This window comes from Streptomyces sp. NPDC018019 (assembly GCF_044327805.1).
In the GTDB taxonomy this organism is placed as follows: domain Bacteria; phylum Actinomycetota; class Actinomycetes; order Streptomycetales; family Streptomycetaceae; genus Streptomyces.
On record NZ_JBIRGD010000038.1, the window covers coordinates 1 to 23,267 of the forward strand.

Below are 23,267 nucleotides of genomic sequence, written 5' to 3' on the forward strand. Positions count from 1 at the left end.
GCACCACCGTCCATCTCGGCATGCCCGACCTCAGCCGCATCGTCGCACGCACCAGCACGGTCGAAAAACCTCAAGGCCACGCGAACTGAAGGGAAGCCGGGCAACAAAAAAGCGCCCCGTCCAAGACGAAGCACCAACCCATTCACTCAAGTGAGCAGTTATCAAGTTAGTTCAGAGAAGCCCCAGTCGCGCAGACGCGGGTCACTGGGGACGTGGCTCGCCTGGATGCCCAGGATCCAGCCGGCATCGACGGCGAGAATCATCGGTCCCCCTCCTCGAAGGAGTCGAGGAACTCGGGCGCCAGAGCCGCGAACTTGTTGCTCGCGCCTTCGATGAACTTCTGCCGCTGCCGCCGCCGCACCACGCTCTCGGTCAGTATTCCGTGCGCCAGCCGCTTGATCGCAACGCCCTGCTCCTTGGCCTCGGCGCGCAGCTCGGACAGCTCTTCCTCGGTGAACTCGATCGTGATTCCTGGCATATGCGGAGGCTAGACCCGACGCCACCTTGATCACTACCAGGTTCACTACCAAGAGTGAACCGGACGTGCGGCGATCTCCGCACACCCCTCAGCGGACCGGATGCCCCGCCCCCCGCAGCGTCTCCTTCACCTCGCCGATGCGCAGGTCGCCGAAGTGGAAGACCGACGCGGCCAGCACCGCGTCGGCGCCCGCGGCGACCGCGGGCGGGAAGTCGGTCAGGCGGCCCGCGCCGCCGCTGGCGATGACGGGGACGGTGACGTGCTTGCGGACGGCGGCGATCATCTCCGTGTCGTAGCCGTCCTTGGTGCCGTCGGCGTCCATGGAGTTGAGGAGGATCTCGCCGGCGCCGAGTTCCGCCGCGCGGTGGGCCCATTCGACGGCGTCGATGCCGGTGCCGCGGCGGCCGCCGTGGGTGGTGACCTCGAAGGAGCCGGTGTCCGTGCGCCGGGCGTCCACCGAGAGGACCAGGACCTGGCTGCCGAAGCGTTCGGCGATCTCGCGGATCAGGTCGGGGCGGGCGATGGCGGCGGTGTTGACGCCGACCTTGTCCGCGCCGGCGCGCAGGAGCTTGTCGACGTCCTCCGGAGTGCGGACGCCGCCGCCGACCGTGAGCGGGATGAAGACCTGCTCGGCGGTGCGGCGGACCACGTCGTACGTGGTCTCGCGGTTGCCGGAGGAGGCCGTGATGTCGAGGAAGGTCAGCTCGTCGGCGCCCTCCTCGCCGTAGACCTTGGCCATCTCGACGGGGTCGCCGGCGTCGCGCAGGTTCTTGAAGTTGACGCCCTTGACGACCCGGCCGTTGTCCACGTCCAGGCAGGGGATGACTCGGACCGCCAGGGTCATGTGCTCGTGGCCTCTCTGAATGCTTCGAGTTCGACTTCGACCAGTACGCGCGAGTCGGCGAAGCCGGAGACCACGACCAGGGTCGCGGCGGGCCGTACGGCGTCGAAGAGTTCCTTGTGGGCGCGGGCCGCCTCGTCCACGTCCCGCGCGTGGGTCAGGTACATGCGGGTGCGGATGACCGCGCCGGCGCCGAGCCCGAACGGCTCCAGCGCCGCCAGCGCGTTGGCGAAGGCGACCTTGGTCTGCTCGTACGGGTCGCCCTCCCCGTACAGCACGCCGCCGACCAGTGGCATCGTGCCGGCGACCAGGACGCGGTCGCCGGCCGCCACGGCGCGCGCGAAGCCGATGATCTCTTCCCAGGGACTGTCGGTCTGCGCGCGCTCTATGGTCATGACGACACGGCCTCCAATGCCTCTTCCAGGGTGAACGCCTTGGCGTAGAGCGCCTTGCCGACGATCGCGCCCTCCACGCCCTCCGGAACCAGTGTGGCGATGGCACGCAGGTCGTCCAGGGAGGAGACGCCGCCGGAGGCGACGACCGGCTTGTCGGTCGCGGCGCAGACGCCCCGCAGCAGCTCCAGGTTGGGGCCCTGGAGGGTGCCGTCCTTGTTGATGTCGGTGACGACGTAGCGGGCGCAGCCCTCGGAGTCCAGGCGGGCCAGCGTCTCGTACAGGTCGCCGCCGTCCCGGGTCCAGCCCCGGCCGCGCAGCGTCGTGCCGCGGACGTCCAGGCCGACCGCGATCTTGTCACCGTGCTCGGCGATGACCTTGGCGACCCACTCGGGGGTCTCCAGGGCCGCGGTACCGAGGTTGACGCGCCTGCAGCCGGTGGCCAGCGCGGCCTCCAGGGAGGCGTCGTCGCGGATGCCGCCGGACAGTTCGACCTTGATGTCCATCGAGCGGGCCACCTCGGCGATCTGCGCGCGGTTGTCGCCGGTGCCGAACGCCGCGTCGAGGTCGACCAGGTGCAGCCACTCGGCGCCCGCGCGCTGCCAGGCCAGCGCGGCCTGCAGCGGGTCGCCGTACGACGTCTCGGAGCCGGACTCGCCGTGCACGAGGCGGACCGCCTGGCCGTCGCGGACGTCGACGGCGGGGAGGAGTTCGAGCTTGCTCATCGCGGAGGGTCCTAGAGGGTCTGGGTCCAGTTGGACAGCAGCTGGGCGCCGGCGTCGCCGGACTTCTCGGGGTGGAACTGGGTGGCCCACAGCGGGCCGTTCTCGACGGCGGCCACGAACGGCTCGCCGTGCGTGGCCCAGGTGACCTTGGGCGCGCGCATGTTCGGGTTGCCGGTCTCCAGCTCCCAGTCGCGTACGGCGTAGGAGTGCACGAAGTAGTAGCGGGCGTCGGCGGGCAGGCCGTCGAACAGCCGCGAGCCCTCCGGCGCCTGGACGGTGTTCCAGCCCATGTGCGGCACGACGTCGGCCTTGAGCGGGCCGACCGTGCCGGGCCACTCGTCCAGGCCCTCGGTCTCCACGCCGTGCTCGATGCCGCGGGAGAAGAGGATCTGCATCCCGACGCAGATGCCCATGACCGGGCGCCCGCCGGCCAGCCGGCGGCCGATGACCCAGTCGCCGCGGGCCGCGCGCAGGCCCTTCATGCAGGCGGCGAAGGCGCCGACGCCGGGCACCAGCAGCCCGTCGGCGTCCATCGCCTTGTCGTAGTCACCGGTGATCTCCACCTCGGCGCCGACGTGGGCGAGGGCGCGCTCGGCGGAGCGGACGTTGCCGAAGCCGTAGTCGAAGACGACGACTTTCTTCGCAGGCGCGGTACTCAATTCCACACATCCAGACGGAGAATGCCGGCGACCAGGCACATGGCCGAGCCGATGCCCAGCAGGACGAGCACGCTCTTGCCCATCCCCTGCTTCCAGAAGGAGTAGAGCCCGCCGAGCAGGAACAGGCCGAGCACGATGAAGACGGTGGACAGGCCGTTCACAGCGCTCCCTTGGTCGAGGGGAGGATGCCGGCGGCGCGCGGGTCGCGCTCGCTCGCGTACCGCAGCGCGCGGGCCAGGGCCTTGAACTGGCACTCCACGATGTGGTGGGCGTTGCGGCCGTACGGGACGTGGACGTGCAGGGCGATCTGCGCCTGCGCGACGAAGGACTCCAGGATGTGCCGGGTCATCGTGGTGTCGTACGTGCCGATCATCGGCGCGATGTTCTCCGGCTCGGTGTGCACCAGGTAGGGGCGGCCGGAGAGGTCCACGGTCACCTGGGCCAGCGACTCGTCCAGCGGGACGGTGCAGTTGCCGAAGCGGTAGATGCCGACCTTGTCGCCGAGCGCCTGCTTGAAGGCGGCGCCCAGCGCCAGGGCGGTGTCCTCGATGGTGTGGTGGGTGTCGATGTGCAGGTCGCCGTCGGTCTTGACCTTGAGGTTGAACAGGCCGTGCCGGCCGAGCTGGTCGAGCATGTGGTCGTAGAAGCCGACCCCTGTCGACACCTCGACCTGGCCGGTGCCGTCGAGATCGATCTCGACCAGCACCGAGGTCTCCTTCGTGGTGCGCTCCACGCGCCCAACGCGGTTCATCGGTTCTCCTTCAGTACTGCACGGACCGCGTCGAGGAACGCGTCGTTCTCGGCGGGGGTTCCCGCGGTGACCCGCAGCCAGCCCGGTACGCCGTTGTCACGGACCAGGACGCCCTGGTCGAGGATGGCCTGCCAGGTCGCGTGCTGGTCGGCGAACCGCCCGAACTGGACGAAGTTCGCGTCGGAGTCGACCACCTCGCAGCCGGCCGCGCGCAGCTCGTCGACCAGCCGGTCGCGCTCGGCCTTGAGCTGTTCGACGTACTTCAGCAGCGTGTCGGTGTGCTCCAGGGCGGCCAGCGCGGTGGCCTGGGTGACGGACGAGAGGTGGTACGGCAGCCGGACGAGCTGGACGGCGTCGACCACCGCCGGGTCGGCGGCCAGGTAGCCCAGGCGCAGCCCGGCGGCGCCGAACGCCTTGGACATGGTGCGCGAGACGACCAGGTTGGGGCGGCCCTCGATCAGCGGGAGCAGCGAGGGGCGGTGGCTGAACTCGCCGTACGCCTCGTCCACGACGACCAGCGCGCCGCCGGTGTCCGCGCGGGCCGCCTGCGCGGCCTCGTACAGCGCGAGAACCGTTTCGGCGGCGACGGCGGTGCCGGTGGGGTTGTTGGGCGAGCACACGAACACCACGTCGGGCCGGTGCTCGCCGATGGCCGCCACGGCCGCCTCGACGTCGATGGTGAAGTCGGCGTTGCGCGGCCCGGAGAGCCAGCCGGTGCCGGTGCCGCGGGAGATCAGGCCGTGCATCGAGTACGAGGGCTCGAAGCCGATGGCGGTGCGGCCGGGACCGCCGAAGGTCTGGAGCAGCTGCTGGATGACCTCGTTGGAGCCGTTGGCGGCCCAGACGTTGGCCATCGTGACGGCGTGGCCGCCGGTGCGCGTCAGATAGGCGGCGAGGGCGGCGCGCAGTTCGACCGCGTCCCGGTCGGGGTAGCGGTTCAGCTCGCGCGCGGCCTCGGTGACCCGCTCGGCGATGCGCCGCACCAGCGGCTCGGGCAGCGGGTACGGGTTCTCGTTGGTGTTCAGGCGTACCGGCACGTCCAGCTGCGGCGCGCCGTACGGGGACTTGCCGCGCAGCTCGTCCCGGATGGGAAGGTCGTCGATCTTCGTCACGTGCTCGCTCACTCGCCCTGCGGGATCTTCCAGTCGAACCTGGCCTTCAGCGCCGCGCCGTGGGCCGGCAGGTCCTCGGCCTCGGCGAGGGTCACCACGTGGTGGGCGACCTCGGCCAGCGCGTCGCGGCTGTAGTCCACGACATGGATGCCGCGCAGGAACGACTGGACGGACAGGCCCGAGGAGTGGCAGGCGCAGCCGCCGGTGGGCAGGACGTGGTTGGAGCCGGCGCAGTAGTCGCCGAGCGAGACGGGGGCGTACGGGCCGACGAAGACCGCACCGGCGTTGCGCACCCGGGCGGCGACCGCGGAGGCGTCGGCCGTCTGGATCTCCAGGTGCTCGGCGCCGTACGCGTCGACCACCTTCAGGCCCTCGTCCACGCCGTCCACCAGGACGATCGCGGACTGCCGGCCGGCCAGCGCGGTGCTGATCCGCTCGGTGTGCTTGGTGGCGGCCACCTGGGTCTTCAGCTCGGCCTCGACGGCCGTGGCCAGTTCGGCCGAGTCGGTGACCAGGACGGCGGCGGCGAGCGTGTCGTGCTCGGCCTGGCTGATCAGGTCGGCGGCGACGTGCGCGGCGTCGGCGGTGGCGTCCGCGAGGACCGCGATCTCGGTGGGCCCGGCCTCCGCGTCGATGCCGATCCGGCCCTTGAGCAGGCGCTTGGCGGCGGCGACGTAGATGTTGCCGGGGCCGGTGACCAGGTTGACCGGGCGGCACTCCTCGGTGCCGTACGCGAACATCGCGATGGCCTGGGCGCCGCCGGCCGCGTACACCTCGTCCACGCCGAGCAGGGCGCAGGCGGCCAGGATGGTCGGGTGCGGCAGGCCGCCGAACCCGGCTTGCGGCGGGGAGGTGACGGCGACCGCGTCGACGCCCGCCTCCTGCGCGGGAACCACGTTCATGACCACGGAGGACGGGTAGACCGCCAGGCCACCGGGTACGTACAGACCGACGCGCTCGACCGGGACCCAGCGCTCGGTGACCGTGCCGCCGGGCACGACCTTGGTGGTGACGTCGGTGCGGCGCTGCTCGCGGTGGACGATGCGGGCGCGCCGGATCGACTCCTCCAGGGCGGCCCGTACGGCCGGGTCCAGCTCCGCGAGCGCCCGCTCCAGCGCCTCGGCGGGCACCCGTACCCGCTCGATGGCCACACCGTCGAACCGATGGGCGTAATCGATCAGCGCGGCCGTCCCACGATGGCGCACGTCCTCGCAGATGGGCCGCACCTTCTCCAGGGCGGCTTCCACGTCGAACTCGGCACGGGGCAGCAGGTCGCGCAGGGCGCCGCCCTCGGGGAGGGCGGCACCGCGCAGATCGATTCGGGAGATCACCCCTCCAGTGTCTCAGACCCGTTCCCGGGCCCGGTCGTCCGTATCAGTGAGTGATACACAGCACGCGGCCCTCCCGGGGCCGGCGGGACCGCGGTCCCGCCGGCTGTCCGGAACCGGTCCTCACGGTTCGTGTTGAGGTGGTCACGCAGCGGGAATGGGGGTCGTACGGGCGTACGGAGTGACGGGGCGGACGGACGGGGCGGCAGGCGGGACCGGCCTTCGGGCCGGCCGGGCGAGGTACGGCGGAGTACAGCGGACGTACGGACGGGACACGGCGGGCGTACGGAAACGGGATGGACGCGGACACCGCGCACGCGGGACCGTACGGACCCGCTCGGGGGAGCGGGGAAAGGGGGAAGGCACGGTGACCACGCCGGAGGAGGGCGACGCGCCCGCCGAGCTGATGCTGAGCCCGGCCGAGTGGAGCATGTGGCAGGCGTTCCGCAACGGCAGCACCTGCGAGCTGCGCACCGGCGATCCGGCCAGGGACGACCCGCACGGGCAGTTCCGGTGGGGCCCGGAGCGGCGGGTGCGCGCCCGGATCGTGGCGCTCCTGCTGCTGGAGGGGCCGCCCGCGCAGCCCGGCCGGGTCTCCGCGCTGAAACTGGCGGGTGCGTACATCACCGACACTCTCGACCTCGCGGGCGGCACGATCAAGCCATTCGTGGAGCTGCGCGACTGCCGCTTCCAGAACGAGATCGTGCTGCCCGAGAGCCGCTTCACCACGCTGCGCATCGTGGGCTGCGCGATACCGAGGGTCGAGGCGGCGCGCCTGCACACCGAGGGCGATCTGCACCTGCCGCGCTGCGTGGTGCGCTCCGGCATCCGGCTGACCGACGCCCACATCGGCACGGACCTGCTGCTCAACCAGACGGTGGTGCACAAGGACCGGCAGGGCCGGTCGGTGATGGCGGACGGGCTCACCGTCGCCCAGGACCTCCAGGCCGAGATGATGGAGTCCTACGGGGAACTGTCGCTGCGCGGCGCGACGATCGGCGTGTCGCTGAGCCTGCGCGGCAGCCGGCTGAGCAACCCGTACGGGCGCCGCGCGCTGAACGCGCCCCAGATGACGGTCGAGCGCACGCTGTACCTGACCGGCGCGGGCCTGGCCAACTCGCCGTTCTCCAGCGCGGTCGCCACTCCCCCGTACGGCATCGCCCACACCCCCACCCGCGGCACCCGCATGCAGCGCTTCGAGTGCGAGGGCGGCATGCGGCTGGACGACGGGCGGTTCGGCGACGCCGTCGACTTCGAGCAGGCGCGCTTCATCATGGAGCCGGACCAGGAGCTGTCGCTGCGCCGCATCCAGACCCCGGAGCTGCGCTTCCTGGGCGAACGGCCGCAGCGCGGGCGGGTCATCCTCTCCGGCGCCCGGGTCGTCAACCTGGTCGACAAGGCGGCGAGCTGGCCGGGGCTGGGCGGCCTGTGGATGGCGGGCTTCGCCTACGAGACGCTCATCCCGCGCGGCCACTTCCCGCTGTCGCGGCGCCTGGAGTGGGTGGCCGCCGCCACCCCGGAGTACGCGCCCGAGCCGTACGAGATGCTCGCCACCGCCCTGCGCGGCAGCGGCGAGGACTCCGACGCGCGCGAGGTGCTGCTCGCCAAGCAGCGGCGGCGGCGCGAGACGCTGCCGCCGGCCGCCAAGCTGTGGGGCGTCCTCCAGGACTGGACGGTGGCGTACGGCTACCGGCCGGGGCGGGCCGCGGTGTGGATGGCGATCCTGTGGGCGCTCGGCACGGTCTACTTCGCGCAGTCCCCGCCCCCGGCCCTCAAGCCCGGCGAGGCGCCGCCCTGGAACCCCTATCTGTACTCCCTCGATCTGCTGCTGCCGGTGATCGACCTCTACCAGGGCTCGTCGTGGAAACCGGCCGGCGGGTCCCAGTGGGTGGCCGCGATCATGATCCTGGCGGGCTGGGTGCTGGCGACGACGGTCGCGGCGGGCGCGTCGCGGCTGCTGCGCCGGCAGTAGGAGCGCACGGGGGCGCGTGGCGCGGGGCGGGCTTCCGAAAGGGCGGCGCCGGTTTCCGGCGGGGCCGTCCCGGCTTCCGCAGGCGCCGGATCCGGCTTCCCGAGAGCGGGCCGGTCCCGGTTTCCGGCGGGTGCGCGGCCGGAGCGCCCCGTCTCCCGGCCTCGGTTCCGGGGCCGCCCGGCTCCGGAACCGAGGCCGTCCACACCGTCCGCCGCCGCCCGGATCACGGGCCGCGAGCCACACCCGCCTCCACAGGCTCTAGGCTTACGGGCTGTGACCTCCGTGCGCCTCCCCCTCTTCCCGCTGAACTCGGTGTTGTTCCCGGGACTCGTCCTCCCGCTCAACGTCTTCGAGGCGCGGTACCGGGCCATGATGCGCGACCTGCTCGCCCTGCCCGAGGACGAGCGCCGGTTCGGGGTCGTCGCGATCCGCGACGGCCGCGAGGTGGCGCCCTCCGCCCCCGGCCTGCCGGACAGCACGGCGATGCCCGCCGACGGGCCGGGCGCGGGCTTCGGCCCCGACCCGATCAGCGCCTTCCACACGGTGGGGTGCGTGGCGGACGCGGCGACCATCCGCGAGAAGAGCGGCGCCCCCGGCTCCGCCCCCGCCGCCGGCGAGGGCACCGAGGCCGCGGCGGAAGCGGCGGCTCCCGGCACCGGTCCGGACGCCCCCGGGTACGAGGTGCTGGCCACCGGCACCACCCGCTTCACGCTGCTGTCGGTGGACGCCTCGGGCCCGTATCTGATGGGCGAGGTGGAAGAGCTGCCGGAGACCGAGGGCGAGGGCGCCGGCGCGCTGGCCTCCGGGGTCGTCCGGGCCTTCCGCACCTACCAGAAGCGGCTGGCCTGGGCGAACGAGCGCACGCTGGCCGGCGGCCAGGACCTGCCCGGCGAGCCGTCGGTGCTGTCGTACCTGGTCGCGGCCGCCGCCGTGCTCGACATCCCGGCCAAGCAGCGCCTGCTGGAGGCGCCGGACACCGCGGCCCGGCTCACGCAGGAGCTGAAACTCCTTCGCCAGGAGACGGCGGTGATCGGTAAGCTCCCGTCGCTGCCCGCGGTGGACCTGACCCGGCACCCGACCAGCCCGAACTGAGCACGGGGAGCACCGCCGCTTCCGTACCCGTACCCCGATGAGTCCTACGAGGGCGACGACCATGTCCAAGAAGCCGAAGCGGACCAAGCAGGCGAAGAACGGGAAGCAGCCGGCCGGCGCCGGGGGCACGCCCGCGACGGTCGCCCTCACCGAGGCGGGCGTCGACTTCACCCTCCACGCCTACGAGCACGACCCGGCCGCCCCCTCGTACGGCGAAGAGGCCGCCGAAGCGCTCGGCGTCTCCCCCGACCAGGTCTTCAAGACGCTGCTCGCCGAGGTGGACGGCGCCCTGACCGTCGCGGTGGTCCCGGTCTCCGGCTCCCTCGACCTCAAGGCCCTGGCCGCCGCGGCCGGCGGCAAGCGCGCCGCGATGGCCGACCCGGCCGCGGCGGAACGCAGCACGGGCTACGTACGCGGCGGCATCTCACCGCTCGGCCAGCGCAAACGGCTGCGTACGGTCATCGACGCGTCGGCCACCGCGCACGCCACGGTGTGCGTGTCGGCCGGACGCCGCGGGCTGGAGGTCGAGCTGGCCCCGGCCGACCTCCAGGAGCTGACGCAGGCGACGCTGGCGGCCATCGCCCGCGACTGACGCACGGGCCTGCGGGCGGCGCGGCGAGGAGCGCCCCGTACGCCCGCGCGGCTGGATGCGTCCCGTACGCCCCGGCCGTCACGGTGCAGAGCCTTTACGCCTCCCGCTTCCTCCGCTACGACCCGTAGAGGAGGTACGCCATGTCGAAGAAGACCCGCAAGCGGAAGTGGCGCATCAGGAAGGGCAAGGCCAATCACGGGCGGCGGCCCGCCTGAGTGACCGGGGCGGGCCCGTGTGCGCGGGCCCGTTCCGGACCGGGCCGCCGCGGAGCCCGCCCTGTGGCCCGGCCCGTCCGCCGTCCGACGCCCGTCAGCCGTCCGAGGACGACGGCGCGGGCGGTGGCGGCGGTGCCTGATGCGGCCCGGTGGCCCAGTCCGGCTCCGGCGGTTCCGGGTCGCGGGGGCCGAAGAGACCCGTCAGCAGCAGGTGGGTGACCATGGCGGCGACCGGCCAGGCGAGCAGCGCGCCCTTGGCCTGGAGACGCAGCGGCGCGTCGAAGGTGACGCCCTTGCCGACCTCGGCGGCCCGCGCGACCAGGTCCGACGTCGGGCCCAGCACCATGCCGAGCCGCCAGGCCACCACGGAACCGAGCAGTCCGCCCACCGTCAGCGCCACCACCAGCGGGATGCCGCCGCCCTTGCGGTAGAGGAAGGCCGCCGCCGCGCACAGCACCCCGAAACCGAGGGCCAGCAGGACGAACGTGCCGTCCCCGCCGATGGACTCCTCGCCCTCGCTGTTCTTCAGGTAGACATTGCCGCGGGCGTCCGCGATCAGCGGGACGTGCGGTGCCAGCCACGCCCACAGGGCGCCCAGCAGCGCGCCGCACACCGTCACCACGAGTGCGATCAGCGCCGCCTCGCGCAGTTCACGACGGAACGCGGCCCGGTCCTGCACGGCGGTCCCCTCGGTGGTCGGATCGGCGGCCGACGCCCCGGCCGCGCCGGCCCAGGGGTCGTACGAACGCCCGGGCGGCCGGTCGTCGTGCGGCCGGCCGTGGGACGGCTGATCGTTGGGCGGCTGGTCGTCGGGCGGCGTCTGTGGTGCGGTCACCCCGTCATCGTGCCAGGTGGGCACGGTGCGGCCGTCGGCAGGACGGTGCCACGTCCGGTTCCCGCCGGTCGGCCCGGTGCCGCCGGGCCTGTCACCGTACGGCCGCCCGGCGGTACGCCCAGGTCGCCACGGCCAGCGACAGGACGCCGACGGCCGCACAGACGCCCAGGTCCACGGCGACCACCAGCCAGTCGGGGCGGGCGTCGAAGCCGCGCGCCAGAGCCTCGACGCCGTACGTCGACGGCAGCAGGTCGCGCGCGTACGAGATCGGCGCGGGCAGCCGGGAGGCCGGCAGCACGCCCAGCAGCAGGGCCGCGGACATGCCCAACTGGCCGCAGAGCGTGGCCAGTTCCGGACGCGGCGCGAGCAGGCCGAGCGCGGCGCCGAGCCCGGCGAGGGCCGCCCCGGCCAGCGGGATGACCGCGATCAGCACCCACAGGTTCGTCATCGGCAGCTGGAACAGCAGACAGCCGGTCACGGCCGTGACCACCGTCCCCGGCGCGGTGAACGAGGCGTACGCGGCGGCCGCGCCGAGCACCACGGCGGCGGGCGGCACCGGCAGCGTGGCGTAGTGGTCGAGCCCGCCGCCGGCGCGCAGCTGCCCGAAGTACTGGGCCAGCAGGTTCAGCGCCACGAACGCCACGACCAGCACGCTGGAGCCGGCCACGACGGCCCGCGCGGCATCGCCGCCGTCGACCACCCCGCGCATCAGGACCATGATCCCGACGGACTGGAAGGTGGCCACGAACAGCAGCGGGATGCGGGCGACCCGGGCCCGCGACAGCTGGGCCCGGTAGACGGCGCCCAGCGCGGGCAGCAGGCGCGCCCGGGGCGCCAGCGGTGCGGCGGCCGTGCCGTCCGGGTCCGGCCATCCGGGCGCGCCCTCCGGCCCGGCGTCGGTCCCGGCCACGGCCGCGCTCCGCGCCACCGTCTCCGCCGCCGCGTCCGCCTCGGCGGGAACCACACTCACGCCTTCACCAAGCCTTCCTCCGTACGGCCCCCCAGCGCGAGATACACATCTTCCAGGCTCGGCGTCGCGAGCGTGAAGTCGTCCAGCGCGGCGAAGGCCGGCCCCGCCGTCACGGCGGCCACCGCCTCGCGCGCCCGGTCCGGCGGCAGCCGCAGCGTCCAGCGCCGCCCGTGGGCCCGCGCGGCCTCGCCGAGGGCGGCCACCTCGGGTACGTCCAGCGGCGCCCGGTCCCGCCACACCAGCTCCAGCCGGACCTCTTCGCCCACCAGATCCTTCAGCCCGCCGGGCGTGTCGCAGGCGATGACCCGGCCGCGGTCGATCACCGCGACCCGGTCCAGGACGCTCTCCGCCTCGATGACGTTGTGCGTCACGAGCAGCACGGTGGCGCCGCGCTCGGCCCGGCGGCGGTCCACGGCGGCCCACACGGCGCGGCGCGCCACGGGGTCCATGCCGGTGGTCGGCTCGTCCAGGACCAGCAGCGGACGCTCGCCCACGAGTACGGCGGCGAAGCAGGCGAGGCGGCGCTGGCCGCCGGAAAGGCGCTTGAGCGGACGTCCGGCGATGTCGCCGAGCCCCAGCTCCGCCACGACCGCGTCCCGCTCCGCGCGCGCGTCCCGCGCGGTCAGGCCGCGCAGGCGGCCGGTGGTCTCCACGGCCAGCGCGACGGTCATCTCGTCCAGGGCGGTCGACTCCTGGCCGAGGTATCCGAGCAGGCGCGCGGCGCGCTCCGGATAGCGGACGAGGTCGTGCCCCAGAACGGTGACGCGGCCGGAATCCGGGCGCAGCAGGCCGGTGAGCTGCCGGACCAGGGTCGACTTGCCGGCCCCGTTCGGGCCCAGCAGCCCGAAGATCTCTCCGCGCCGTACGTCCAGGTTGATGCCGTCACTGGCCCGCACGGCCGGCGCGCCCGCCGCTCCCCGTCGCCCGCGCACCGCGGGGTACGTCTTGACCAGGTCCCGCACGGCACACACCAGCTCACCGCGCTCCACCCGCTTCGCACCCGTCCTCACGACCCACGAGCCTACGCGGTTCCACGGCCCCCACCGCCCTCGACCCCTGGGTGACGCCCTGGGGCACGGGGCGGGGGCCCGCCAGGTGGGGGTGCGGTGCGCTGCGCGGCCTGTCCGGTGGGGGTGCGCGTCCTGCGCATCAGGGCCGGTGGGAGGGGCCCCGAGCCACAACGAAACCGAATGCGCCCGCGCGACAGCGCATGCGCAAGGCCCACAACCCCACCGCGCTCAGCGGCACGGCCCCTACTCCCCCACCGGAACCTCCGCCGCAGTCCGCACATCCACCTCCCGCCAGAACCCGGCCCGAATCGCATAGCGATCATGCTCGTCGATCTGGTCGTCCTTATGGGCGAGCAGCCCGAAGCGCGCCGCGTAGCGGAGGAGTTCACCGTCGATGCGGTGGGGAATACGGGGGTACTCCGTAGAGATCTGCTGGAGGTGGGCGGCGTCGGACAGCCGCTCCGTCCAGCGGCGGGCGAAGACCTGGCCCACTTCGAAGGGGTCGCCACTGACCGCCGTGATGTCCTCCTCGCGGTCCGCCCAGCGCTGCTCCGCGCTGGTGAGCTGGGCCAGCGTCGGCAGGGACGCGGTTTCGGGGGGCTCGCCCACGGGGCCGCCGCGCTCGACCCAGCCCTTGTCGGAGGACCAGCGCAGCGTCGCGCTGGGTACGGGCGCCGGGACCGGGGAGGTTCCGCCGGGCCCGGCGGAGGGGCCGCGGTTCAGGTCGGCGAGGTCCTTCGGGGTGGGGACCGGGGTGCCCCGGCCGCCCGGCGTGCCGCCCTCGTCCCGTTCGGCCGTGCCCGGACGGGCGCACGCTCCGGTATCCGCCCGCTCGGCGGGCGAAGGCGCCGACGCGGGCCGCACCGCCCCGTTCGTACCGTTGCGTTCGTGACCATCACCCCGCTCCGCCTCACACGCCGCGGCCGCGGCCGTCGCGGCGGACGCGGCCGCGGCGACGGCGGACTCGGGCAGCGGGGCCGAGAGGATCGCGGCGATCTCCGGCCGCGGTACGGGCGGCGGCGCGCACGGCCCGCCGAGTTCCTTCAGGCGTACGGCGCGGGTGATCCACGCCCGGTCCAGCACCCGCCGTTCGTCGGCCTCGGCGACCAGGTCCTCGGACTGGTTGTAGTCGCCGTCCGCGGCCTGGACGGCCCACAGGTGCACGGCGACGCCGTGTTCCTTGGCCGACATCAGGCCGGGCAGCAGGTCGCCGTCGCCGGTGACGAGCACGATGTCGGAGCAGGCGCGGTTGCGGGCCAGCTCGGTCAACTCCGCGTGCATCGCGGCGTCCACGCCCTTCTGGGCCCAGCGGCCGTCGCTGCGGGTCAGCGCGCCGAGCCGGACGGTGACCCGGGACATCACGCGCAGTCGCCGGTGCTCGGGCTGCGGTACGCGGTCGGGTGCGCCGTCGAACCAGTAGATGCGCAGCAACGGCCGTTCCGTATCGGCCTCGGCGCGCTGTCTCAGGCCCTGGATCAGTTCGGCGTGATCGACGGAGATCCGGGACCGGGTGGGCTCCCCGGCGAGCAGGCTCGCGGCGGCGCCCAGCAAATATCCGGCGTCCACCAGGACGACGCAGCGATCCACGTTCCACCCTCTTCCCTGAGGTGCTGAAGTCGGACGCCCCCCGGCTCGGCCTGTGGCACGAGGTTTTTCCTACGGCTTTCCTTCGAGTCTGCCCGACCGTGCGGGGGTTAACTGCCGGAACTCGATCATCGGCGTGGCGGATTCGGCGCCGATGCCGAACACACCACGTGGTGCACCCTATTACTGACGGTAATTGTCCGAAATGCGTCCCTCAACGCCGCGTGTAAGCCTGGTCACGGCCCCGGTCCCAGAATCCCCCTCAGGAGGCACGATCATGGCCAAGAACAAGAATCGCGACCGCAGTCAGCAACAGAAGGGCGCGCAGGACGCCGAGCGTGGCCGCCAGGACGCCGAGAGGTCGGCCATGGAGGCCCAGGCGTCGGCACAGGCGGCCGAGGCGACCCCGAACGATGTTGCCCGTAAGCACCAGCGGCGTTTTGGTCACAACTGACCGCCCCCGCACAGCAGTAGAGGGGCGCACCCGTTCGGGGTGCGCCCCTCTCGCGCTCCGTCCGCCGTTCACCGGCGGCAGGCGTCAGTCCGTGAAGCCGTGCCGCTCGTGGGCCGCGGCGAAGTAGCGGGGCTGCGTCAGGTCGGACGCCTTGGTCCGGCGCGCCGGGCGCCCCTCGCTGACGATGTCGTACGCGGCCTGGACGTGCCGTACCCGGTCGGCCATGCCCATGCCGGGGAAGTAGGCGGCCAGTCCGCGGCGGGCCTGCTGCGGCGAGAGGTGGACGTCCCTCAGGAGGAAGACGGCCTTGCTGATCACTGCTGCGTTCATGACGAAACCATCCCTCACGCGAACGATCGGTGCACTGGGCACGCTACTCGCGTAGATACCCGGTTTGCGTCATGGGCTTCCGTGGGTTGGGCAAATTTGTTTCTGGGTTGAATAAAAAGCGGCCGCAGGGCGCCGTGCGGCCGGGCGCACGGCGCCTACGGGTACGCGCCGGGGCCGGGGCGCTCGCGCCCCGGCCCCGGTCACCGGCTCAGCCCGCCAGGCAGGACGGGCCCAGCAGCACCTTCAGGTCGCCGAAGAGCGACGGGTCGGGTGTCACCCGGTGCCGGTCCAGCCGGAGCACCGTGGTCTTCCGCGCCCCCAGGAGCTTGATCCGCACCTCGGTCCCGCCGCGGTGGCTGGTGAGCACCTCGCCGAGCTTCTCGACCAGCGGCGGGGTGACCTTGACCGTGGGGATCGTGATCGTCACGGGGGCGTTGGCGCCGGCCTCGGACAGGTCGGGGACCATCATCTCCATGGCGACCAGCCGCGGGATGTCCTCGCGCTTGTCCAGGCGCCCCTTGACGAAGACCACGGTGTCCTCGACGAGTTGGGTGGACACCAGCTGGTACGTCGCCGGGAAGAACATGCACTCGATGGAGCCGGCCAGGTCCTCGACCGTGGCGATGGCCCACGCGTTGCCCTGCTTGGTCATCTTGCGCTGGAGGCCCGAGATGATGCCGCCGATGGTGACGATCGAGCCGTCCGAGTAGTCGCCGCCGGTCAGCTGGGAGATCGCCGCGTCCGCCTTGTCGGACAGCACGTGCTCCAGACCGAACAGCGGGTGGTCGGAAACGTACAGACCGAGCATCTCCCGCTCCTGCGCGAGCAGATACGTCTTGTCCCACTCCACGTCGGAGAACTCGACGTCGAGGCCGAAGCCGGGACCGTCGTCGGAGCTGTCGTCGCCCATGCCGCCGAAGAGGTCGAACTGCCCCTCGGCCTCCTTGCGCTTGACCTGCACCACGTTGTCGATCATGGCTTCGTAGTGCGCGGTCAGGCCCTTGCGGGTGTGCCCCATCTCGTCGAACGCGCCCGCCTTGATCAGCGATTCGGTGGTGCGCTTGTTGCAGACGACCGCGTCGACCTTGTCGAGGTAGTCGGGGAAGGAGGCGTACTTCCCCTTGGCCTTGCGGCAGCGGATGATCGAGTCGACGACGTTCTGGCCGACGTTGCGGACGGCGGTCAGACCGAAGAGGATCACGTCGTCGCCCTGGGCGGCGAAGTTCGCCAGCGACTCGTTCACGTTCGGCGGGAGCACCTTGATGCCCATGCGGCGGCACTCGTTCAGGTAGACCGCCGACTTGTCCTTGTCGTCGCGCACCGAGGTGAGCAGCGCGGACATGTACTCCGCCGGGTAGTTCGCCTTCAGGTAGGCGGTCCAGTACGTGACGAGTCCGTACGCGGAGGAGTGGGCCTTGTTGAACGCGTAGCCGGCGAAGGGGACCAGCACGTCCCACAGGGCCTGGATCGCCTCGTCGCTGAAGCCGTTCTTGCGGGCGCCCGCCTGGAAGAGGACGAAGTTCTTCTCCAGCTCCTCGGGCTTCTTCTTGCCCATCACGCGGCGCAGGACGTCCGCCTCGCCGAGGCTGTACCCGGCGACGATCTGGGCGGCCTTCTGGACCTGCTCCTGGTAGACGATCAGGCCGTAGGTGAGGCCCAGGACCTCCTTGAGCGGCTCCTCCAGCTCCGGGTGGATCGGGGTGATCTCCTGGCGGCCGTTCTTCCGCTCCGCGTAGTTGATGTGCGAGTTCATGCCCATCGGGCCCGGGCGGTACAGGGCCGATACGGCGGAGATGTCCTCGAAGTTGTCGGGCTGCATCTGGCGCAGCAGCGAACGCATCGGGCCGCCGTCGAACTGGAAGACGCCGAGGGTGTCACCGCGGCAGAGCAGTTCGTACGTCTTCGGGTCGTCGAGCGGGATCTCCAGGAGATCCAGCGTGACGCCCTTGTTGGCCTCCACCATCTTGCGGGCGTCGTCCATGATGGTGAGGTTGCGCAGGCCCAGGAAGTCCATCTTGAGCAGGCCGAGCGACTCGCACTGCGGGTAGTCCCACTGCGTGATGGTGACCCCGTCGGTGTGCCGCACCCAGACGGGGGCGTGGTCGACGATCGGCTCGCTGGACATGATCACGCCGGCCGCGTGCACACCCATCTGCCGGACCAGGCCCTCGACGCCCTTGGCGGTGTCGATGACCTTCTTCACGTCCGGTTCGTTCTCGTACATCGCCCGCACCTCGCCCGCCTCCGAGTAGCGGGGGTGCTGCGGGTTGGTGATGCCGTCCAGGTCGATGCCCTTGCCGAGGACGTCGGCGGGCATGGCCTTGGTGATCCGGTCGCCCATCGCGTACGGATAGCCCAGCACGCGCGCGGAGTCCTTGATGGCGTTCTTCGCCTTGATCTTGCCGTACGTACCGATCATGGCGACCTTGTCCTCGCCGTACTTCTCGGTGACGTACCGGATCACCTCGACGCGCCTGCGCTCGTCGAAGTCGATGTCGACATCGGGCATCGAGACGCGCTCGGGGTTGAGGAACCGCTCGAAGATCAGACCGTGCGTGACCGGGTCGAGGTCGGTGATGCCCATCGCGTACGCGACGATCGAGCCGGCCGCGGAGCCACGGCCCGGGCCCACCGCGATGCCGTTGCGCTTGGCCCACATGATGAAGTCGGCGACCACGAGGAAGTAGCCCGGGAACCCCATCTGGATGATGACGTCCATCTCGTACTCGGCCTGCTTCTGCCGGTCCTCCGGAACGCCGCCCGGGTAGCGGCGCTCCATGCCGCGCCGCACCTCCTCCTGGAACCAGGTGACCTCGGTGTACCCCTCCGGGATGTCGAACTTCGGCATCAGGTCGCGCTTCTCGAACATGCCGGTGGTGTCGACCTGCTCGGCGACCAGGAGGGTGTTGCGGCAGCCCTCCTGCCAGGCGTCCGAGGAGTCGATGGCGTACATCTCCTCCGTGGACTTCAGGTAGTAACCGGTGCCGTCGAACTTGAAGCGGTCGGGGTCGGTGAGGTTCTTGCCGGTCTGGATGCACAGCAGGGCGTCGTGGGCGGTCGCCTCGTGCGCGTAGGTGTAGTGGGAGTCGTTGGTGACCAGCGGCGGGATGCCGAGCTTCTTGCCGATCTCCAGCAGATCGTCGCGGACCCGGCGCTCGATCTCGATGCCGTGGTCCATCAGCTCCAGGAAGTAACGGTCCTTGCCGAAGATGTCCTGGTACTCGGAGGCCGCCTTCAGGGCCTCGTCGAACTGGCCGAGGCGCAGCCGGGTCTGCAGCTCACCGGAGGGGCAGCCGGTGGAGGCGATCAGGCCCTCGGACCACTGGGAGATCGTCTCCTTGTCCATCCGGGGCCACTTCTGCAGCCAGCCTTCCTTGTACGCGTCGGAGGAGAGCTTGAAGAGGTTGTGCAGCCCGGTCTTGTTCGCCGCCCAGATCGTCTTGTGCGTGTAACCACCGGAACCGGAGACGTCGTCGCGCTTCTGGTGCGGCTGGCCCCACTGGATCTTGCGCTTGGTACGCCGCGACTCGGGTGCCACATACGCCTCGATGCCGATGATCGGCGTGATGCCGGCCTTCTCGGCGGAGTGGAAGAAGTCGTAGGCGCCGTGGAGGTTGCCGTGGTCGGACATGGCGATATGCGTCATGCCCATCTCCTTGCACGCCTCGAACATGTCCTTCAGCCGCGCGGCACCGTCCAGCAGCGAGTACTGGGTGTGCACGTGCAGATGCGTGAAGGGCGGCTTGGCCACGGTGGGAGACCTCCGGACGGGGAGCGGCTGGGAAAGCAGGACGGTCTCGAAGTCTACGACCCTCCACCGACAACGCGGGGAACGAGAGGGGGAGCGCGCAGCGCCCCCCACAGAGGCGGTGGCCGGGCGGCGCGCAGCACCTCCCTGAGGGCGGCGGGCGGGCACCGATGGGTAGCCTCGGCCGTTGGAAGAGGCGGCACACCCGTCCGCACCACTTGCCCAGGAGGCCCAACGCGATGTCGTCCCAGCACGTCCCGGCGCCGGACGCCGATCGGCGCGGCGAGGAGATCCTCGCCGTCTTCGACACCGCCTTCGGGCAGCTGCTCGCCGCCGACCCGGCCGCCTTCCGCGTCAAATTCCGGAAGATGGCCGCGTCCGCCTTCGCCTTCTACCGGGGCACGGCCTGCCTCTTCTACCACGACCTCCAGGAGCAGGGCGGCGCGGGCACCGGCCCGTACGAGGACGACCGCACCGGCCAGGTGTGGATCCACGGCGATCTGCACGCCGAGAACTTCGGCACGTACATGGACGCCACCGGCCGGCTGATCTTCAACGTCAACGACTTCGACGAGGCGTACGTGGGCCCCTTCACCTGGGACCTGAAGCGCTTCGCCGCCTCGGTGGCCCTGATCGGCTACGCCAAGGCGCTCAGCGACGAGCAGATCGGCGAGCTGGTGGGGATCTACGCCACCGCCTACCGCGAGCGCATCCACGCCCTGGCCACCGGCGCCAAGGACGACGACGTGCCGCCGTTCACCCTGGACACGGCCGAGGGCCCGCTGCTGGGCGCGCTGCGCATGGCCCGCTCGCTGACCCGCTTCGGCCTGCTGGACTCGATGACCGAGATCCGCGACTTCGAGCGCCGCTTCACCGACGGCAGCGGCACGGTCGAGCTGGACTCGGCGACCCGCTACAAGGTCCTGGCGGCGTTCGACGGCTATCTGGAGACGCTGCCCGAGTCCAGCCTGACCCGTCCGGACTCCTACCGGGTCAAGGACGTGGTGGGGCGCCGCGGCATCGGCATCGGCTCGGCGGGCCTGCCCTCGTACAACATCCTGCTGGAGGGCAACAGCGACGCCCTGGAGAACGACGTCGTGATCTACATGAAGCAGGCGCAGACCCCGGCGGTCTCCCGGCACCTCACCGACCCGCGGGTGCGCGGCTACTTCCAGCACGAGGGCCACCGCACGGTGATCTCGCAGCGCGCCCTCCAGGACCACGCCGACCCGTGGCTGGGCTGGACCGAGCTGGACGGCGCCGGCCAGCTCGTCGCCGAGATCTCGCCGTACGCGGTCGACCTGGACTGGTCGGACATCGACGACCCGGCGGAGATCGCGGCGGTCGTCGCGGACCTGGGCCGGGCCACCGCGACGATGCACGCCGCCGCGGACGACGAGAGCGGCCACTCCCTGGTGCCGTTCTCCACCGAGCGCGCCATCGACGCGGCCATCGCCGCCGACGAGGAGGGCTTCGGCCGGCTCCTGGTGGACTTCGCGCACGCGTACGGGGCCCGGGCCCGCGCCGATCACCAGATCTTCGTGGACCTCTTCCGCAACGGCCGCATCCCCGGTCTGTGACCCCGGCCACGGGCTGTACGCGCGAGGGGCGGCGGGGCGGCGACGTGTTCGCGCCTCTTAGTCCACACTTACCGCGGGCCGTGGCAGACTCGCTGCAATGGACATCTCGGCGGCACACCTGCGGGCACTGCGCGCAGCGCTCTTCACGGCGCTGTGCGTGACGCTGTCCGCCGCGGGTCATGTGCTGCTGTCCCGGATGCCGCTGCCGCTGACCGTCGTCGCCGCCCTCTCGGCCGCCGTCTTCGCGGTGTCGTACGCGCTGGCCGGCCGGGAGCGCGGCTTCTGGCGGATCGCCGCGCTGCTCGTGCCGCTGGAGCTGGCCGCCGACACGGTCTTCAGCGCCGGTCAGCACACCTGTTACGGGCGGGCCGGCGGGCCGGTCACCGGTCCGCTGCGGTCGCTGGGCGTGGACCTGCTGTGCGGCGGCGGCAGCGTGGGCACCCCGCTGGCGCACCTGTCCGGTGATGATCCGGCGCCCGTCTCGGCCTGGCTGCTGCTGCTCGCCGCGCACGTCGCGGTGGGGCTGCTCGCGGCGGCCTGGCTGCGGCGGGGCGAGGCGGCGCTGGCCCAGCTGCTGGGTGCGGTGACCGCGTTCGCGTTCCGGCCGCTGCTGCTGGCGGTGGCGGTCGTCCGGGCACTGCCCGTGCCGCACCGCCCGGCCGCCCGGCCCGCGCGTACGGAGCCGGTCCCGCGGGCCGTCCCCCTCCTCGTGCACTGCGTCGTACGGCGTGGACCGCCCTGTTCCCTCGCCGCGTAGCCTGCGGGCCGCGGCGTTTCGGACAGGTACCCGTTCACACCTTTTCCAGGAGCAGGACAGTCATGAGCAACCGCAACAGCCAGGCCAACAAGCAGGCAGCCCGGGAGCGGCTGCGCGCCGAGCGCGAGCGGCAGAAGAAGAAGGAGAAGGTCCGCCGGCAGCTGACCGTCGGCGGCGCGATCGTCGCCGTGCTGGCCATCGCGGGCGGCATCGGTGTCGCCGTGGCCAACTCGGACGGCGGGGACTCCGGCGACGGCGGCGACAAGTGGGCCGCGGCCCAGAAGGCCAAGCTGGTCCAGCCGGCCAACTCCTCCGGCAAGAACGGCACGGAGATCGTCATCGGCAAGAAGGACGCGAAGCACACGCTGTCCCTCTTCGAGGACGCCCGCTGCCCCGGCTGCGCCGCCTTCGAGCAGAAGGTGGGCGAGACCATCCAGAAGGACATCAAGGCCGGCAAGTACAAGGCCTCCATCCACCTGGGCACCTTCCTGGACAACAACCTCCGGGGCACCGGCTCCAAGAACGCGCTCAGCGCGATGGGGGCCGCGCTCAACGTGAGCCCCGACGCGTTCCTGAAGTACAAGGAAGCGCTGTTCTCGAAGGAGTACCACCCCGAGGAGACCGGTCCGGACAAGTTCGCCGACAACGACTACCTGCTCAAGGTGGCCGACACGGTGCCGGACCTGAAGGGCAACACGAAGTTCCAGAGCGCCGTGAAGGCCGGTACGTACAACCGCTGGGCGCTGGAGATGTCGGAGAACTTCAACACCTTCAAGGACGTCAAGGCCACGCCGACGGTGAAGCTGGACGACACGGTGCTGGGCACCGACGGCGCGAACGGCAAGGTCGCCCCGGCCTCGCCGGAAGCGTTCAACGCGGATGTCGACAAGGCCATGAAGGGCTGACCGGGGCTCCTCGACGGCCCCTGGCCGGGGCTTCGGCGAACGGCTCCCGCGGCCGGCGTGCGTACCGCGCGCCGGCCGCCGCCGTACGCCGTGGCCGAAGATCCGCCGATGCCAAATCTTGACCCGGCGAATCGCCGTGCTCATGGCAGACTCCGGGCATGGAGCGGACCGGGGCACGGCCGGGGGCGCCGTCCGGCGGACAACTGCGCGCGGTGCGCGCCGCGTCGTTCACCGCGCTGTGCGTGACCCTGGCCGCCTCCTCGCACGTTCTGCTCTCCCGTACCCCGGTGGCCCTGTCCACACTCGTCCCGGTCGCCGCCGTGGTGTTCGCGCTCGCGTACGCACCGGCCGGCCGGCAGCGCGGCTTCCGGCACATCGCCGGGCTCCTCGTCCCCGTCGAGCTGGCCGCCGACACCGTCTTCACCACCGGACAGCACGCCTGCTACGGGCAGGCCGGCGGCCCGGTCACCGGACCGCTCCACTCGGTCGGCGTAGCTCTGCTGTGCAGTGGCGGTGGGCTGGGCACGCCGCTCGCCCGGCACGGGGGCGCCTCCCATGCCCTTCGGACTCTGGGGGAGGCCCACCCGGGCCTGCCCGTGCCGCCGGCCGGTTCGGCGATGATCCCCTGGCTGCTGCTCGTCGCGCACATCGCCGTCGGGCTGCTCGCCGCGGTCTGGCTGTGGCGCGGTGAGGCCGCGCTGGAGCGGCTGCTGCGCGCCGTACCGGCCTTCGCGTTCCGGCCGCTGCTGCTCGCGACCGCCACGTCCGCCGTCGGCCCCTTCGCGCTCTGCCGCCGGGTACGGCCCGTTCACCCTCTCCCCCGGCTCCGGCCGCTCCCCCGGCTCGGGCACTGCGTCGTACGGCGCGGTCCGCCCCGGCCCGTGGCCGCCGCGTACTGAAGGCGGCGCACCACGGCACGTACCAAGACGATCGGGAC

Annotated in this window: 23 protein-coding genes; 8 read left to right on the forward strand and 15 right to left on the reverse strand. The window is 72.1% G+C overall.

Features of this window, described 5'->3' with window-relative positions; translation table 11 throughout:
* Positions 1–259: 259 nt before the first annotated feature.
* From ACH4FX_RS38335 to hisD, 9 genes are all read right to left on the reverse strand, one after another.
* A complete protein-coding gene (locus ACH4FX_RS38335; protein WP_398486119.1) occupies positions 260–478 on the reverse strand; it encodes a hypothetical protein in 219 nt (72 codons plus the stop codon).
* 88 nt (positions 479–566) lie between these two features.
* Entirely contained in the window at positions 567–1,322 is a 756-nt protein-coding gene (gene hisF, locus ACH4FX_RS38340; RefSeq protein WP_398486120.1) for an imidazole glycerol phosphate synthase subunit HisF, read from the reverse strand.
* Positions 1,319–1,714, reverse strand: a complete 396-nt coding sequence (locus ACH4FX_RS38345; RefSeq protein ID WP_398486121.1) for a RidA family protein — start codon at positions 1,712–1,714, stop codon at positions 1,319–1,321. The genes hisF and ACH4FX_RS38345 overlap by 4 nt, the downstream gene beginning before the upstream one ends.
* Entirely contained in the window at positions 1,711–2,436 is a 726-nt protein-coding gene (gene priA, locus ACH4FX_RS38350; protein WP_398486122.1) for a bifunctional 1-(5-phosphoribosyl)-5-((5-phosphoribosylamino)methylideneamino)imidazole-4-carboxamide isomerase/phosphoribosylanthranilate isomerase PriA, read from the reverse strand. The genes ACH4FX_RS38345 and priA overlap by 4 nt, the downstream gene beginning before the upstream one ends.
* Positions 2,437–2,447: 11 nt before the next feature.
* Positions 2,448–3,101, reverse strand: a complete 654-nt coding sequence (gene hisH, locus ACH4FX_RS38355) for an imidazole glycerol phosphate synthase subunit HisH (protein ID WP_398486123.1) — start codon at positions 3,099–3,101, stop codon at positions 2,448–2,450.
* On the reverse strand, positions 3,092–3,256 hold the full coding sequence (locus ACH4FX_RS38360; protein ID WP_030679859.1) for a hypothetical protein: 165 nt from the start codon (positions 3,254–3,256) through the stop codon (positions 3,092–3,094). The genes hisH and ACH4FX_RS38360 overlap by 10 nt, the downstream gene beginning before the upstream one ends.
* Complete coding sequence (gene hisB, locus ACH4FX_RS38365; RefSeq protein ID WP_398486124.1) at positions 3,253–3,846, reverse strand: imidazoleglycerol-phosphate dehydratase HisB; 594 nt, start codon at positions 3,844–3,846, stop codon at positions 3,253–3,255. Before hisB ends, ACH4FX_RS38360 begins: the two co-directional genes overlap by 4 nt.
* Positions 3,843–4,958, reverse strand: a complete 1,116-nt coding sequence (locus tag ACH4FX_RS38370) for a histidinol-phosphate transaminase (RefSeq protein WP_398486125.1) — start codon at positions 4,956–4,958, stop codon at positions 3,843–3,845. The genes hisB and ACH4FX_RS38370 overlap by 4 nt, the downstream gene beginning before the upstream one ends.
* An 8-nt stretch (positions 4,959–4,966) precedes the next feature.
* The gene (gene hisD / locus ACH4FX_RS38375) at positions 4,967–6,289 is read right to left on the reverse strand and encodes a histidinol dehydrogenase (RefSeq protein ID WP_398486126.1); all 1,323 of its coding nucleotides are present in this window, start codon (positions 6,287–6,289) and stop codon (positions 4,967–4,969) included.
* 364 nt (positions 6,290–6,653) lie between these two features.
* On the opposite strand from hisD, the gene ACH4FX_RS38380 reads away from it, so the two are divergent.
* The 3 genes from ACH4FX_RS38380 to ybaK all read left to right on the forward strand — a co-directional run bounded on the left by ACH4FX_RS38380 (position 6,654) and on the right by ybaK (position 9,942).
* Positions 6,654–8,258: an oxidoreductase gene (locus ACH4FX_RS38380; RefSeq protein ID WP_398486127.1), complete on the forward strand. Its 1,605-nt coding sequence runs from the start codon at positions 6,654–6,656 to the stop codon at positions 8,256–8,258.
* A gap of 273 nt (positions 8,259–8,531) precedes the next feature.
* Positions 8,532–9,350 carry an LON peptidase substrate-binding domain-containing protein gene (locus tag ACH4FX_RS38385; protein ID WP_398486128.1) on the forward strand — a complete coding sequence of 273 codons (819 nt, stop codon included), beginning with the start codon at positions 8,532–8,534 and terminating at the stop codon, positions 9,348–9,350.
* Positions 9,351–9,411: 61 nt separating this feature from the next.
* A complete protein-coding gene (gene ybaK, locus ACH4FX_RS38390) occupies positions 9,412–9,942 on the forward strand; it encodes a Cys-tRNA(Pro) deacylase (protein ID WP_398486173.1) in 531 nt (176 codons plus the stop codon).
* A gap of 309 nt (positions 9,943–10,251) precedes the next feature.
* Here the strand turns inward: ybaK and ACH4FX_RS38395 are convergent, their stop codons facing one another.
* From ACH4FX_RS38395 to ACH4FX_RS38410, 4 genes are all read right to left on the reverse strand, one after another.
* Entirely contained in the window at positions 10,252–10,992 is a 741-nt protein-coding gene (locus ACH4FX_RS38395; protein ID WP_398486129.1) for an ABC transporter permease, read from the reverse strand.
* 91 nt (positions 10,993–11,083) lie between these two features.
* Positions 11,084–11,902 carry an ABC transporter permease gene (locus ACH4FX_RS38400; RefSeq protein WP_398486174.1) on the reverse strand — a complete coding sequence of 273 codons (819 nt, stop codon included), beginning with the start codon at positions 11,900–11,902 and terminating at the stop codon, positions 11,084–11,086.
* A gap of 56 nt (positions 11,903–11,958) precedes the next feature.
* A complete protein-coding gene (locus tag ACH4FX_RS38405) occupies positions 11,959–12,972 on the reverse strand; it encodes an ABC transporter ATP-binding protein (protein ID WP_398486130.1) in 1,014 nt (337 codons plus the stop codon).
* Between the two features lie 243 nt (positions 12,973–13,215).
* Complete coding sequence (locus tag ACH4FX_RS38410; RefSeq protein ID WP_398486131.1) at positions 13,216–14,559, reverse strand: NYN domain-containing protein; 1,344 nt, start codon at positions 14,557–14,559, stop codon at positions 13,216–13,218.
* Between the two features lie 274 nt (positions 14,560–14,833).
* Here ACH4FX_RS38410 and ACH4FX_RS38415 point away from each other — a divergent pair, with 274 nt between their 5' ends.
* Positions 14,834–15,010 carry a hypothetical protein gene (locus ACH4FX_RS38415; protein WP_398486132.1) on the forward strand — a complete coding sequence of 59 codons (177 nt, stop codon included), beginning with the start codon at positions 14,834–14,836 and terminating at the stop codon, positions 15,008–15,010.
* An 84-nt stretch (positions 15,011–15,094) separates the two neighbouring features.
* Here ACH4FX_RS38415 and ACH4FX_RS38420 read toward each other — a convergent pair whose 3' ends face one another.
* On the reverse strand, positions 15,095–15,340 hold the full coding sequence (locus ACH4FX_RS38420; RefSeq protein WP_398486133.1) for a hypothetical protein: 246 nt from the start codon (positions 15,338–15,340) through the stop codon (positions 15,095–15,097).
* Positions 15,341–15,548: 208 nt separating this feature from the next.
* The gene (dnaE, locus tag ACH4FX_RS38425) at positions 15,549–19,091 is read right to left on the reverse strand and encodes a DNA polymerase III subunit alpha (protein WP_398486134.1); all 3,543 of its coding nucleotides are present in this window, start codon (positions 19,089–19,091) and stop codon (positions 15,549–15,551) included.
* 236 nt (positions 19,092–19,327) lie between these two features.
* Between dnaE and ACH4FX_RS38430 the strand changes: the two genes are divergently transcribed.
* From ACH4FX_RS38430 to ACH4FX_RS38445, 4 genes are all read left to right on the forward strand, one after another.
* Entirely contained in the window at positions 19,328–20,668 is a 1,341-nt protein-coding gene (locus tag ACH4FX_RS38430) for a DUF2252 domain-containing protein (protein ID WP_398486135.1), read from the forward strand.
* A 97-nt stretch (positions 20,669–20,765) separates the two neighbouring features.
* On the forward strand, positions 20,766–21,425 hold the full coding sequence (locus ACH4FX_RS38435) for a hypothetical protein (RefSeq protein ID WP_398486136.1): 660 nt from the start codon (positions 20,766–20,768) through the stop codon (positions 21,423–21,425).
* A gap of 62 nt (positions 21,426–21,487) precedes the next feature.
* A complete protein-coding gene (locus ACH4FX_RS38440) occupies positions 21,488–22,330 on the forward strand; it encodes a thioredoxin domain-containing protein (protein WP_398486137.1) in 843 nt (280 codons plus the stop codon).
* Positions 22,331–22,488: 158 nt separating this feature from the next.
* Positions 22,489–23,229 (forward strand): hypothetical protein, encoded by a 741-nt coding sequence (locus ACH4FX_RS38445; RefSeq protein WP_398486138.1) that lies wholly within the window; start codon positions 22,489–22,491, stop codon positions 23,227–23,229.
* Positions 23,230–23,267: the final 38 nt, after the last annotated feature.